The organism is Pseudomonas sp. Irchel 3E19 (assembly GCF_900187585.1).
Taxonomy (GTDB): Bacteria; Pseudomonadota; Gammaproteobacteria; order Pseudomonadales; family Pseudomonadaceae; genus Aquipseudomonas; species Aquipseudomonas baetica.
The window spans coordinates 1-13,767 of record NZ_FYDT01000086.1 but is presented as its reverse complement, the minus strand read 5'-3'; the positions used below and the strand labels follow the sequence as shown (position 1 = coordinate 13,767).

The window sequence follows — 13,767 nt, the reverse complement described above, 5'->3', positions numbered from 1 at the left end:
TTGCTCGGCAGATCGGCTTGCAGCCGGTGACCACACCAGTGCGTAGCCCGCAGAGTAATGGCATGGCCGAGAGCTTCGTGAAGACGATCAAGCGTGACTACGTGGCGCACATGCCCAAGCCGGATCGAGAAACGGCGTTGCGTAACCTGGCAATTGCCTTCGAACACTACAACGAGCAGCATCCGCACAGCGCCTTGAACTATCGCTCACCGAGGGAGTTCAGGCGCTTGGCAGTGGCATCAATTTAACGGGGAGTTGGTGTCCGGTTTTGTAGGGGCAAGTCCATCTCATAAAGCTCAAACTCTTCTCAGTTTATCGATTTCAATGAAACTGTTAATGCCACCAGTGGGTTTTTGCGTCTAGCGGGACTGTTCAACATGAACGCCAACTCAGGTCCCTTCATATCCGCTGCCCACCGCTCTTCTGAGAGACAAATAGATGAACGCAGCACCTCGACATGGCCGTTGGAGACCTTGGAGAAAAAGGTGCTTTCGATAGGCTTGAGGCTGATGCCTCAGGTGTCATCTATGCCAGTGACCACTAACAGTACAGCGGGCTGCGCGTGAAGACCGATGCGGCACCAGCGCCCATCTAATGACGCTGGTGCAAGACAGATCCTTTCCAGTGCGAAGTTTTAATTCGCAGGCTTAACTCTCTTTAAGGAAAAGACATGCGTACCCCCCCGTCTCGTCGTTCAGCCAACACTCAGGCCGTGACTCACCAAGCCTCCTCCAAAGCAAACGTTGCGACGGGGCCGCGCATTGTTCGGCTGGGCGTGACAGACCTGTCTTTCCATCGCGCAACTGCAGCGGTGGTTGCGATTGTCATGCAGCGCATGGGGCTGACCGTAGAACGCCAATATGCGTTGCATGAGGTCAACTTTCGGCGCTTACGCGAGGGCTCGATCGATATGCTGGCCTCCGCCTGGCTTCCTTTCAGTCATGGGGTTTACAAGCAGGCGGTGGACGCTGTGGCGCCCACTCGTGAACTCGGTCTGCATTACCAGCCCTATGCTTTGTGGGGAGTGCCCGACTATGTGTACGAAAGTGAAGTGGCATCTATTGAAGACCTCCTCAATCCCGACGTCCGCTCTAGAATGTACCCGCTGATTCAAGGCATTGGTCTGGGCGCCGGCATTACCCGGTTTTCAATGAAAATAATGGAGGAATATGGTTTGCGGAACGCAGGCTATGAATTTCGCACTGGCACCCAGGACGATTGCATTGAAGCTTTTGAAGCACTGTACCGCGAGCGACGCTGGGGCATCGTTCCGTTGTGGCACCCGCAATTTTTGCACCACCGCTATCGCATTCGCGATTTGAAAGATCCCAAGGGATTGCTCGGCAGCATTGATCGAGCGGTGCTGCTGGCTCGCGAGGATCGCCTGACATTGCTTACGAGCGCCGAGATCCAGGTGCTGGACAACATTCGTCTGTCGAATTTGACTGTTGCCGAACTCGATGATGCATTCAATCGCGGAGACCAATCCGCCGATAATGCTGCAAACGATTGGTTGGCGAGGCACCCTGAAATCCTAAACGCGTGGCTGAAACCGTTGGACTAACGCGTGTATTTTAAATACTTGGAGAATTTTCAAGTATTAGGCTGACAGCCTTTAGACCCACTCTTGTCGGATGGCAATCTCTACACCTATACGAGTGTAGAGACTGCCATACCTGATTATCGTCAAGTTTGCTGCCGCGATAACATGTCTGCATATCGTCGGCTTTCCAGCATTCGTCCCGCCACGCTGCTCGGCCTTGAGGGTTTTGGCCATACTTGCTGACGTCTTGAGAGCCGTGTCATAGACACCGGCCAACGTGCGGCCCAGGGTCGACCGCTCGTCACTTTGGCGAATCCTGCCTCCAGCAGCACGAGCGGTAGGAAGGCCATTGAGGGAGTGAAATACAAGAAGGTGCTTTTGCAGAAGTCAAGACTGTGGGTAATGACCTGATCAGCTGCCAACCCATCGACTCAAGATATAAATTAACGCTCACCTGATACTGACAACGCTTTCGCTAATCAGTCTGGCTTTTTCCTGCAATAAGGGCAGCACCCGAACCACGCGGCAACGCGCAATACTCGTCGGTGCCGCACTGGTCATGCTACCTCTCGCCTTTGCCCCGTTCACTACGATATCCCTGAACGACTGTCGCACTGCAGCACCATTGTGCTCGCGCTAACGGGTATGATTATTCTATGAATTGCGCACCCTTTATTGCATAGGTCAACAATGGCAAAAATCAGCGACACCGAAAAAGTGTCTACTGCTGGTCGCAAGAACCTCACAGCGGTGGACCGTCAACAGCAGATGGTCGACCGGGCCATCTCCTTGTTTGCCCAGAAAGGCTTTGCCCTGACCACAAGGGAACTGGCCAAGGGTTTGCAAGTGACTCAGCCCCTGCTTTACCGCTACTTCCCCAGCAAACAGCTGTTAATCGAACAGGTTTACCAGCAAGTGTTCATGAACCGCTGGGATCCTGATTTGGAGCTTCGTCTCAAAGATCGCACATGCCCTTTGAGAAAGCGGTTGATTGAGTATTTCATCAGCTATACCCGCACGATACTGAACAATGAGTGGGTGCGAATCTTCCTGTATGCAGGCCTGCAGGACCCCGCTCTGAACCAGCGTTACCTTAAGCGCCTGCATGAGAATATCTTCCTGGTGATCATTGAAGAGCTGCGTCACCAGAGGCAACTCACCGACGCGCCGACCGAGCACGAGCTGGCCCTCGATATCGAAGTGCTGTGGGGCTTCCACAGCAGCTTCTTTTACTTGGGGGTACGTAAGTGGGTTTACCAGATGCCCGTCCCGGAAAATCTGACCGATCTGATCACCCATCGAGTCAATAGCTTCCTGGACGGCGCCCTGCATTGCCATCCGGCACCGACGCCTTAGGCTGCAATTGCCATCAGTGTGGTGCCTCCAGCACATTCGGACGGTACCCACCGCGTTTGCGTGAGTAGAGCCACAAGCTGGCAAAGGCGATGACCAGCACGCTCGGCAATAAGGCGACCACCAACAACGCGCTGGCGGTGTCGTATTGATCCATCAACGAACCGATTGCCGGCACGGCGACCATCACCGACAGCATGCCTGCGCCGCCCATCAAGTTGATCAAGAGCGCTCCGCCCTTGGGCAGCAACTCACTTGTGATCGCGAGCATAGTCGGCCAAAAGAAGGTCTTGCCAACGCCGAATGCCGTTACGCAGAAGAGCGCTACGGCGCCCGTCAAGCCTCCCTGTAGAGCACTTTGTCCGGACAAACCCAGGCCAAGCAAGCCTACCAGTGTCAGTACCGCACTTGAGGTCAGCACCGCAAAAGGCGAGTAGCGCGCGAAGATCCAGCCCGACGCGTAATGCCTGAGAATGAACATCAAGCCTGCGGTGTACACCAAGAGCAGGATGCTATTGCTGCCCAATTGGGGTAGCAGGTCGACCATGATTTTTGCGAACCATTGATCAGGGGCCAGCTCGGTGGCCGCTGTCAACCACATGAGCAGCATCAGCACGATGAACAAAGGGCGCTTGAGCTGGGCGAACATGACGCCGCTGGATATCCTTGCGTCTACTCGTTCGGTGCTGGGGTACTGGAGTGCAATGACCAGCATCAGATAACCGAGGGTGGGCAAGGCTACCACCGCCAACTTGACTTGCCAGGACAGACCCAGTTGTCCCAGGCCCCAAGCAATCAAGCCACCCACGATCAGACCCATTGGCCACCAGGCATGCAGCCTAGTGAGCATGCGCCGTTTGTCACGCTTGAACAGCGTAGCGACCAGAGGATTGGTCACGCCCTCCACAATGCCCTGGGCAATACCGGTGAGCAGAAATCCAAGATACAGCACCGTGGTGCCCGTGGCTGCAAACACATCGTTAATGGGCTGGCCGCTGCTATTGGCCGGTGCCAACAGAATCAACGTAATCCCCAGCAGGTAACCCAACCCAGACACAATGTGCAGGCACTTCATGCCGACCCAATCAACAATCAAGGCGCAGGAAATAATACCCAATGTAAAGCCCCAAAACACTGATGAAATCGTTAAGCCGATCATCGCGTTGGACAAGAGATAGTCGGCACTGATCGATTGCAATACGTCCGCGCGGATGGAAAAAATCATTGAAGTCACCAGCAGCGACAAGCAACTGGCGAAGAACAGTTTATTGGCCTGAATCATGGTTTTGGCTCCTGTTCACTGGTGGTCTATTTCGGCAAACAGGTAGACCAGACAGAAGCCGTCCATGGGCATCACCGGGTTGGTCCAAATCATCCGTGTGTGCCGGGCGCGCTCAGCGAATATCTCGACCAAAATGTCCGAAGCGCCGTCGAGGGCCTTGGGATGGTCGTAAAAATCCTCAGCGACATTGAGCACGCCTTCAAGCCTGTAGATCTGGCGGATCCGGCTCAGCTCACCTACTGCATCCTTGAGTTGAGCTATTGCATTCAACGCTGCCAGGCGGCAGGCCGCATACCCTTGCTCCAAATCGAGATCGCGGCCCAAGCGTCCACGGTACTGAAGTTGACCATCGATCCAGGGGAACTGCCCTGACGTCATCAGCGTGTTGCCCACAATGCTCCAAGGTACATAGTTGCCCAGTGCTGGTGCGGGACGTGGCAAGTGCAAACCGGCTGCCTGCAGGCGTAACTCGGGTGTATTGAGAATATTCATTGTGAGGTCCTGTGTTGTTTTTATTGTCAGGCACACCGACGGCGCGCCTGGACGCTATACCGAGGAAAAATCTGTGGTTACTCAGCCAAGTGGGGTGAGCCAGGAGGCAAGCATTTGCGGGTTTTTATCCAACCAGCGGATAGCTGCCTGGTCAGCACTTCTGCCCTCGCGGTTGATGGCGTAATCAAGTTCGGCAACGATGGCATTGCTCAGGCGAATGTTGTCCAGTACCTGAATCTGCGCAGCGCTCAAATGCCCGAGGCGATCGGCTCGCGCCAACAATACTGCGCGGTCGACGCTGCCCAGCAACCCCTTGGGATCCTTGAGGTCGCGTATGAGATGACGGAAATGTAAAAACTGTGGATGCCAGAGCGGAACCACTCCCCAGCGCCCCGTCTGTACCAGACTTTCAAAAGCTTCCACACACTCTTCCTGAGTGCCGGTACGAAAGTGGTAGCCTGCCGACGTAAGGCCGTAATCGTCCATCATGCGCAGGGAAAAACGCGTGATCCCGGCACCCGGACCGATGCCTTGGATCAGGGGGTGCATGCGCGCTAACACCTGCGGCTTCAGCAGGTCCTCGACCGAACCCACCTCGGACTCCGGGATATAGTCAGGCACGCCCCAAAGCGCATACGGCTCGTAATGCAGCCCCAGTTCACGGGTCGCAACCTGCTCTTCGACACGTGCCTTGTACAGCCCATGACTGGAGGGAATCCAGGCCGAGGCAATCATGTCGATCGACCCTGCACGCAGTTGCTCGAAGTTGGCTTCGTGTAGTGCGTAAGAACGCTCTACGGCAAACCCCATGCGCTGCAACACTTGCACAATGACGGCCGCAGTGGCGCGATGAAAGGAAAGGTCGGTGACACCGAGTCGTACCATGGTCTGGTTCCCCTTGAAGATGTTGCCGCGGGCCAGCACAGGCGCCAACAGTGCCGTGCCACCCAAGGCGTGAATAAACTGTCTGCGATTGAAACCTGCCATCACAGGTCTTCCTCAGACGGACCGACAGCAAGGTGCGGCATGGCCTGACCCACGATACGGCTACCCGGCACATAGTCGAAAATCATCTCGATGGTGATGCCGTTAGGATCCTCGAGAAACAGTTGGTGCTCAGCAATCTGAGGGATGACGCGCTCACGAAACGCGATCCCCATCGATTGCAACCGCGCCTGAACCTGCTCCAGCCCTTCGCAACGCAGCGACACGTGGTCGAGCGAACCCGAGCCATAGCCGCCCGGCTTGTCGCCGAGGTATCCCTTGAGTTCATCCGGATCGCCTTGAACGCTGGCAATGTGCAGTAACGGGTGGCCAGCGGCGTACATCCAGCATCCGGGAAAACGAAACCCCGGTCGCGGCCCTGGCGTCAGGCCGATGACGTGTTCGAAGAACTCGGCGGTTTCAGCCCACTGTTCGGTGCGGATGGTGAAATGGTCGAGCTGTAGCACTCCCATGGTTTCTCCTGGCATTAATTGATGCGGTGAGTTGAAGCGCCAGCGCATCCTTTTGGCTGCATTGACCGGCAATTAATTATCACTCGATAAATAAAACCGGACAACAAGTTATCAATTGATAATTTGTATCGGTCACATGAAACAGCCCCCATCCTTTGTCAACGAGGCGAGGGCTTTGCGGTCAGGCTCAACGCGTGGGGAGCGCGAAGTACCGTCATTGAACAAACTGACCCGATCCATCTGCGCTGCTGGCAACCAGAGCATGCCGTCACGATCAAGGAAGGTGCGTCTACCCAATGCAGGCGGGGATCGACGATCAGCGTATCAATACGCCCATCGGGTCGCCGGACCTGTATCGCGATATCCGTCCCGTAATTCTCAAGATCGGCCAACACCTTCGCCGATTTGCCCACCCGTATCGAGACATCGATGCGCGGAGGCTGAAATGATCAACATCAGCCAACTGACCAAGCGTTACGGGGATAACCCGGTATTGCGTGGCATCGAGTTCAAGGTTTCAGCCGGAGAAACCGATTGCTGCTCCGACCAAGGCGGGTACCGGAAGCGAAGTCGCGTCTTGGCCGACGATCCGGGATTCGGCAAGCCACAAAAAATACTCGCTGCATCTGGAATGCACCAGGCCAACGGTGGCCGTTGTTGACCCGCAGTTGGCGCTGGCGGTTCCGGGCAGTGTCACGGTGTCTACGGGGCTGGACGCGCTGTCGCATGCATTGGAGTCAATCTGGAACATCAATGCCAATCCCTTTTCGGACACCTTCGCCATTTCAGCGATTGAGACCAGCAACAGCTCCCTTGGGCAACCTGCCCAAGGGAGCGAATTTCTATCAGCCAACTGTCTGATAGAAATTTACTCTGGCCTCGTCAAGGTAGTCGAGAATTTTGGACGGCAAACGCTCAGTCGGCTTAGCCGGTCCGAAGGCTTTGTAGAGCGTCTCGAAATGGGCATGCAGATCCTCGACGCTTTCCCACTGCTCATTCAGGAAAAAGCGGTTTGCATTCTCTTCGTCCCGATGCCATTGGTAGACCACTGCCTTGTCGTGCTGCAGGGTGAGCTTTTGCGATACCGCTGCGACGTCTCGGTAAAACTCTTCGGTTTTGCCTTCTATGATCGTGCCGCTGAAAACCATATAAAGCATGTCTTTACCCTCGTGAGTAGATGTTTGCATACGTTCTGCAAAACCAAATCTACCCATCAAACCCATACCTCAGTAGTCAGCAATCAACGAATTCAGAACTCGCTTTTCAAGAATCCAACACCCGGGCAACACAATTACAAGCAACTGATCACGCAGTCGAATTAAGGGTTTTTGCGGCCGTCCGCCAATGCTGTAGACATGTCGTCAGCGAAGGGCGCTAAATGGCGGCTCAGCATCTCGTGCAATTGCCGTAATACCGGCGAGTATTGCTTGCGGTGCGGACAGACAAAATTTGACGGGCTCAATTCTCCAGGATGCTCTCCAGACGACCGCCAAGAACATCCTCGCGGACGTCAAGCCAGGACTTGTAGGCGATACCTTCGCCTGCTATCGCCCAAAGCCTTACGGTATCCGCACCGTCACTCAGCAATAGCCCCTTGATGGCAATCTTTTGCTGCCCAAACAGCCATAATTCGTTGCCTTGCCCCTGCAATCTTTCCTGCCCTTGAGCCAGCGCTTCCAATGCGGTAATTGCGCTGGGGAGGTACGTCATCCCCTCTCCAGTCAGGCGCAGGCTAAGGGTAGAGCGGGCGAACAAGCGGATACCGGGTTCGTGCTCCAGGCGTTTTATGGCGGCGTTGACTTGTCCCGGCAAAAGGGCAGCCTCACGTACCGTGTTGGAAAACTCCCAAGCTTTACGGTACACGCGAATAATCTTAAGTCGTCCAGCCGCATCATTTTCGCTATTCAAGTGAAAGTGCTAGCGAATTCACCGGCTTTTTAAGCCCCAATAAAGGCGTCAGTATGCCCACCGAAATCTCATTGTCAGCTTGGCATGCCTTGGCCTCGAAAAGACCCTGAGCTCACTCTTCAATATTGGCCCGCCGGAAGTAGGCCAAGGAGACCTATCTTGTCTTTTAAACAATCAATTTCGTGGACATCCATGGCGTTGATAGTCGCGTTCAGCAGCCAGCCTGCACAGGCTGCTGCTATAACCGTTCTCCCAAAAGACCAGTCTCAGGGGAAGATTGAACAGGTCTTCGCATTTCGCGACGCTCTGCCAACGGGCGTCAGCATCAGTGAAAAGGGACGCATTTTCGTCAACTTCCCTCGTTGGGGCGGCAATGTACCGTTCACTGTCGGCGAATTACGCGAAGGGAAGGCAGCCTTACCCCGATTTAGCGTTAAACCAGGCAGACCTGTCGGGGCGCGCAATAGCTTTGAGGCACCGAATACAGGTGGCGGCTGGACAGTGGGCAGAAATACAGCGTCTGGCGATCCGCCGAGAGAGCAATACCGTCAGAAGCAACGGCAAATGGCTTGCTGCTTCCATCGGCGTTGCGAACTCTCATTATTTGACCTTCAACTCTCGGCTGACCGAGCAGCAGCTCTGCGAGGCAGTTAAGGATTCAGGCGAAAAAGGGCCCTCGGACGGGCTAGAGGCTGACAGCGAAGGTGCGATCTACGCTGGCGACTATCAAGACAACAGTATTCGCAAGCGCCTGCCTGATGGTAGTTGGCAGACGGTCGTTCATGACCCACGAATACTGTGGCCGGACACACTCTCTGTGGGAACCGACGGCCACCTGTATTTCACTGTCAACCAGCTTCATCGCCAAGCGGGATTTCATGGCGGCAAAGATCTACGAGAAAAACCCTACAGCTTGTCGCGAGTAAAAATCAACGCAACACCCGTGCAGACACGCTGAATGGGAGCCATAACATGGATATTCAAGCGTTGAACCTGTTTGTCAGATCCATGGAAATGGGAAACATCACCGCTGCTGGCGCGGAGCTGGGGCTGGTTCCCTCGGTAGCCAGTCAAAAACTCGCCAGGCTCGAGAAGTCTTTGGGCATGCGGTTGCTGCATCGCACGACAAGGCAGGTGTGCCTTACAGAGGACGGTGCGCTTTTCCTGCCTCATGCTTCTCGTATCATCGCCGCCGTGGACGAAGCTTATTATACGACCGTAAAAAGCCAGGAGACGCCTAAACGCGTATTGCGTGTCTCCGCCCCCGGCTCGTTCGCCAGGGTCTGTTTGATGCCTGCGGTGACTCGCTTTCTACGAAGCTATCCGAATCTGAAAATAGATCTGGTGCTTTCAGATGAAGGTATGCGTCCGGCCAAGTCATCTACCCAGCTCCGCAAAGCCAAGACAAGGTGTGCACCTAAATCTAAGTGGACACCAGTTCTAGCCTTTTAAGCGGGTATTTCATGCAGCCAACACGCCGTTCCTATTCCAAGTCCTTCAAGGCCCAGGTCATTCAAGAGTGTGCACAGCCCGGCGCTTCGATTGCCAGCGTCGCGCTCGGCCATAACCTCAACGCAAACCTCGTCCACAAATGGATTCGGCTGCAAGCGCAGAAAAGCCCGGCGCTCCCACCTGCATTTATTCCGTTAGCCATGCCGCTGGCCGGGGCAAACTCCCATCCAGCATCATCGAATATCTGCGTTGAAATACAGCACCCGCGCGGCACCATCAAAGTGAACTGGCCAACTGAAAGTGCTGCCGCCTGTGCGACTTTTCTTCGAGACCTGTTGCGATGATTCGCATCGACGCCATCTGGCTCGCCACCGAACCGATGGACATGCGCGCAGGCACCGAAACGGCGTTAGCCAAGGTGATCGCGGTGTTCGGTGCGGCGCAGCCGCACTGCGCTTATCTGTTCGCCAACCGCCGCGCCAATCGCATGAAAGTGCTGGTGCATGACGGCTTCGGAGTATGGCTGGCGGCGCGCCGGTTGAACCAAGGCAAGTTCCACTGGCCTGGCATTCGCCATGGCTCTGAAATGGAACTGGATACCGAGCAACTTCAGACATTGGTGCTGGGTCTGCCATGGCAACGCGCAGGTTCTGGAGGCTCGATCACACTGCTTTAACGACTGCCATGGCCTATCGGTCTATCGCCGCAAATTGCCTGCTCTGGCAAAATCGACCCCATGACTTTGCTACCCAATCCCCAAGCGCACTGCATTACCGGCTGAGTTTCCACGCACACTGATCCATCACGAACCGGACAACACTCACTGCCCATGCGGCTGTGCCCTCAAGCGCATCGGCGAGGACGTCAGCGAGAAGCTGGACTACACGCCCGGCGTATTTACCGTTGAACGCCATGTGCGTGGCAAATGGGTCTGCGATGACTGCGAAACGCTGATCCAGGCGCCGGTACCTGCGCAAGTTATCGACAAGGGCATCCCGACTGCCGGATTACTTGCGCACGTCATGACCGCGAAGTTCGCTGATCATCTTCCGCTTTACCGTCAGGAATCGATATTCGGTCGAGCGGGCCTGGCGATTCCACGCTCAACCTTGGCTCAATGGGTTGGCATGACTGGGGTTCGGTTGCAGCCGCTGGTCGATGCGCTGCGCGACGTGGTGCTCGGGCAGCAAGTTATTCATGCCGATGAAACACCGGTGCAGATGCTCATGCCGGGAACAAAGAAAACCCACCGTTCCTATGTTTGGGCCTACGCCACCAGCCAGTTCTCGGATGTGGCAGCGGTTGTTTATGACTTCAGCCCCAGCCGTGCCGGAGAGCATGCTCGCACCTTCCTGCAAGACTGGAGGGGCAAGCTGGTCTGTGACGATTTTGGCGGTTATAAAGCCAGTTTCGAACTCGGCGTGACTGAGATCGGCTGCATGGCCCATGCTCGGCGCAAATTCTTCGAGCTGCACGCCACGAATAAAAGCACGCTTGCTGAGCAAGCCCTGCGCTATATCCAATTGTTGTACGAAATCGAGAGCGAAGTCCGCGATCTGGAGCCGGATTTACGGCGTCGAATACGGCAAGAAAAAGCAGTACCGGCGATGAATATGTTACACGCCTGAATGATCGCACAGCGTGACCTCGTGCCCGAAGGCTCAGCCATCAGCAAAGCACTCGATTACAGCCTGAAACGCTGGGCAGCGCTGTCGCGCTACCTCGATGACGGGGCCGTACCCATTGACAATAATTGGGCGGAGAACCAGATCCGGCCGTGGGCACTTGGACGCAAGAACTGGCTCCTTGCAGGATCGTTGCGCAGCGGCAAACGGGCGGCGGCGATTATGAGTTTGATCCAGTCTGCGCGGCTGAATGGCCATGATCCGTACGCGTATCTAAAAGATGTCCTCACGCGCCTGCCGACGCAGCGGGCGAGTGAAATCGACCAGTTGCTGCCGCATAAGTGGCAGGCAGCTTAATCATGCAAGGCATGATGCCCGGGCGCATATGACTCAGATGCTTATGCTTCGCTTGAATTGGCCGATAGCTAATCGAAAGCTAATCCTGGGAGCAGTGCTATGAGAAATTTAAGAGTGTCGGTTCGCGCTACACTCAGCTTTGCATTTATTGCCCTGTTATTGGTGGTATTGGGCGGTATTTCCGTATGGAAAATGGGGCAGATCCGAGAGACAGCCAAAAGCCTAGAAAACGACTCACTGGCAAGCATTGTCGTTGCAGACAAGATCAATGTGGCCACATTGCGTCTACGCCTGGAAAATCGACGACTGATATTTCAGACTAATCCGCAAGAAATCTCCAATACACTCAAGACCATCAATACCGCCCGCGATGATTTAAAGGCTCAGATTCAAGCCTATCGGCATTTTGTGGCCAGCGAGAAAGAGGCCGTGTTGTTCAAAGCCGTTTCGGATAATGGTGAAAAGCTTTTAGCCTTGCTTGATCAAGTGTCGGCACTGGTCAATCGCAACGAATTTAAAGAAGCACAGGCCTATAATGATTCCAATATCGCCCCTGTCACTAAGGTTCTAGCAGGAGCGGTGGATACACTTGTCCAACTGAACATCGACGAGGCCGATAATGCAGGCAATGCATCCGAGGATACCTATCAAAGCGGCTTGATGTTTGTAATTTTTATCATCTTGGCGGCAGCATTTACGACTATTTTGCTGGCCGTGCTGTTCACAAAAAGCATCGTCACCCCATTGCGCGACATGTTGCGGATTAATGAAAGCATCGCCAAGGGGGATCTACGCAGCACCATTACTATCACTGGCAATGATGAGTTCTCAGACCTATTGCGCTCTACACAGATCATGCAGAGTAATCTGCGAGACACGATTAAGCTAATTGAGGATTCATCCACTCAACTTGCATCAGCTTCTGAGGAAATGAACGCAGTCACTGAAGAGTCCAGCAGAGGTCTACTGCGCCAGAACAACGAAATCGATCAAGCGGCGACTGCGGTGAACCAAATGACCGCCGCTGTTGATGAGGTTGCTCGCAGTGCCGCCTCCGCATCCGATGCTGCGAAGTCATCTGATCTATCGACACGCACCGGTGCCGCTAAAGTGACGAGTACCGTCAGCGCCATCGAAAGTCTCAGCCAGTCGATACAGAACACCAGCGCTGACGTGAAGCGCCTGGCGGTACAGTCCAAGGATATAAGCAAGGTACTGGAAGTTATCCGCACGATTGCAGAGCAGACCAATCTACTGGCCTTGAACGCGGCAATCGAAGCCGCGCGTGCAGGAGAGCAAGGGCGCGGTTTTGCGGTAGTAGCGGATGAAGTTAGGGCGCTCGCACATCGTACCCAGATATCCACTCAAGAAATTGAGCAAATGATCGGAGGCATTCTCAAGGGCACCGAGCAGGCAACTAAAGCCATGAGTGAGAGTTGTGAACAGGCGGACGAAACCTTAAGTATCGCTCACGAGGCGGGCGAGGCGCTGATGCTGATCGCGAAAGCAATTAACGAAATCAACGAAATGAACCTGATGATAGCTACCGCATCGGAACAGCAAGCCCAAGTAGCGCGTTCGGTCGATGGCAATCTGATGAGTATTCGTGATCTCTCTATCCAAAGCACAACAGGAGCCCACCAAACCGCCGCTGCCAGTTCTGAGCTTTCACGCCTTGCGGTGGACATGAGCAAACTGGTTGCAAGATTCTTGCTCTAAGTAAAATAACGCCAAGCACCGCTTAACGAGGGAGATGCTGCGGCAATTACGAAATTGGGCCGTGGGCAACGGCTCAATGGGCGTTCGATTTGTTTGTCCGTTGCAATAACGATTGGCGTGCCGACCCGAAAATTATTGAGGTCGGACCCTGAGGGATCCCCACAAATTTACCCTAAACTCTGCGCTTGATGGCTTACCTCATCACGCAGAGCCCGCTCCAATATTTCCAAGTGTCCTCGGCCTCCAAAATCTGTGCAACTTCGCCAGTATTCCAAGCCTAGTCGCCACAATGAGAGCACTCGCTTTTCCTTGATGCTGTTGCTTTGATAGCGTCGCTCCAAACCACTTTCTCGTGCCTGCAGCCCTGTTAAAAACAGAAGGTAGTTGGCCAAAGCAGCAATCAACAACAGCACCTCAATGCGCTTTGCACAATGGCTTCGATGCAGATTAAGGTAAGCGGCCAGCGAACACACCTTCAGAAATCCGGAATTAAGGGCGATGGTGTCCGCCTATTTTTAAGCGGACGCGATCACCCTTATCGCCAGGATTTCCATGCGCCAACGAAGCTCCTATCCCAAA

13 protein-coding genes and 3 pseudogenes are annotated in these 13,767 nt (G+C 54.6%); 10 read left to right on the top strand and 6 right to left on the bottom strand.

Features of this window, described 5'->3' with window-relative positions; all coding sequences use genetic code 11:
• From CKW18_RS28960 to CKW18_RS28945, 3 genes are all read left to right on the top strand, one after another.
• A partial coding sequence (locus CKW18_RS28960; RefSeq protein WP_141233150.1) for an integrase core domain-containing protein occupies nt 1-248 on the top strand: 248 nt, incomplete at its 5' end.
• 422 nt (nt 249-670) lie between these two features.
• Entirely contained in the window at nt 671-1,564 is an 894-nt protein-coding gene (locus tag CKW18_RS28955; RefSeq protein ID WP_095191892.1) for a glycine betaine ABC transporter substrate-binding protein, read from the top strand.
• Nucleotides 1,565-2,233: 669 nt separating this feature from the next.
• On the top strand, nt 2,234-2,899 hold the full coding sequence (locus CKW18_RS28945; RefSeq protein WP_218274360.1) for a TetR/AcrR family transcriptional regulator: 666 nt from the start codon (nt 2,234-2,236) through the stop codon (nt 2,897-2,899).
• 13 nt (nt 2,900-2,912) lie between these two features.
• Here CKW18_RS28945 and CKW18_RS28940 read toward each other — a convergent pair whose 3' ends face one another.
• From CKW18_RS28940 to CKW18_RS28925, 4 genes are all read right to left on the bottom strand, one after another.
• Nucleotides 2,913-4,178 (bottom strand): sugar MFS transporter, encoded by a 1,266-nt coding sequence (locus CKW18_RS28940; protein WP_095191891.1) that lies wholly within the window; start codon nt 4,176-4,178, stop codon nt 2,913-2,915.
• Between the two features lie 15 nt (nt 4,179-4,193).
• Complete coding sequence (locus tag CKW18_RS28935; protein WP_167394900.1) at nt 4,194-4,670, bottom strand: Atu1372/SO_1960 family protein; 477 nt, start codon at nt 4,668-4,670, stop codon at nt 4,194-4,196.
• Nucleotides 4,671-4,751: 81 nt separating this feature from the next.
• The gene (locus CKW18_RS28930; RefSeq protein WP_238156284.1) at nt 4,752-5,657 is read right to left on the bottom strand and encodes a glycine betaine ABC transporter substrate-binding protein; all 906 of its coding nucleotides are present in this window, start codon (nt 5,655-5,657) and stop codon (nt 4,752-4,754) included.
• Nucleotides 5,657-6,127, bottom strand: coding sequence for a VOC family protein (locus CKW18_RS28925; protein ID WP_095191890.1), 471 nt, complete (start codon nt 6,125-6,127; stop codon nt 5,657-5,659). The genes CKW18_RS28930 and CKW18_RS28925 overlap by 1 nt, the downstream gene beginning before the upstream one ends.
• 527 nt (nt 6,128-6,654) lie before the next feature.
• Between CKW18_RS28925 and CKW18_RS28915 the strand changes: the two are divergent.
• Nucleotides 6,655-6,924: pseudogene (locus CKW18_RS28915) on the top strand (iron-containing alcohol dehydrogenase); the annotation flags it as partial.
• A gap of 48 nt (nt 6,925-6,972) precedes the next feature.
• Here CKW18_RS28915 and CKW18_RS28910 read toward each other — a convergent pair.
• Together CKW18_RS28910 and CKW18_RS28905 are read right to left on the bottom strand one after the other, a co-directional pair.
• A complete protein-coding gene (locus CKW18_RS28910) occupies nt 6,973-7,341 on the bottom strand; it encodes a putative quinol monooxygenase (RefSeq protein WP_170947345.1) in 369 nt (122 codons plus the stop codon).
• Between the two features lie 104 nt (nt 7,342-7,445).
• Nucleotides 7,446-8,022: pseudogene (locus CKW18_RS28905) on the bottom strand (LysR family transcriptional regulator).
• Between the two features lie 386 nt (nt 8,023-8,408).
• On the opposite strand from CKW18_RS28905, the gene CKW18_RS31625 reads away from it, so the two are divergent.
• The 6 genes and pseudogenes from CKW18_RS31625 (at nt 8,409) to CKW18_RS28865 (ending at nt 13,188) form a co-directional block, all read left to right on the top strand.
• Nucleotides 8,409-8,993, top strand: coding sequence for a hypothetical protein (locus tag CKW18_RS31625; protein ID WP_371857658.1), 585 nt, complete (start codon nt 8,409-8,411; stop codon nt 8,991-8,993).
• A 14-nt stretch (nt 8,994-9,007) separates the two neighbouring features.
• Nucleotides 9,008-9,487: a LysR family transcriptional regulator gene (locus CKW18_RS28885; protein ID WP_256587122.1), complete on the top strand. Its 480-nt coding sequence runs from the start codon at nt 9,008-9,010 to the stop codon at nt 9,485-9,487.
• Between the two features lie 11 nt (nt 9,488-9,498).
• A complete protein-coding gene (locus CKW18_RS28880) occupies nt 9,499-9,831 on the top strand; it encodes a transposase (RefSeq protein WP_256587121.1) in 333 nt (110 codons plus the stop codon).
• A complete protein-coding gene (gene tnpB / locus CKW18_RS31290) occupies nt 9,828-10,163 on the top strand; it encodes an IS66 family insertion sequence element accessory protein TnpB (protein ID WP_095191887.1) in 336 nt (111 codons plus the stop codon). Before CKW18_RS28880 ends, tnpB begins: the two co-directional genes overlap by 4 nt.
• Nucleotides 10,164-10,242: 79 nt before the next feature.
• Nucleotides 10,243-11,469: pseudogene (locus CKW18_RS28870) on the top strand (IS66 family transposase); the annotation flags it as partial.
• Nucleotides 11,470-11,568: 99 nt separating this feature from the next.
• Nucleotides 11,569-13,188, top strand: coding sequence for a methyl-accepting chemotaxis protein (locus CKW18_RS28865; RefSeq protein ID WP_095191886.1), 1,620 nt, complete (start codon nt 11,569-11,571; stop codon nt 13,186-13,188).
• The last annotated feature ends 579 nt before the right edge of the window (nt 13,189-13,767 follow it).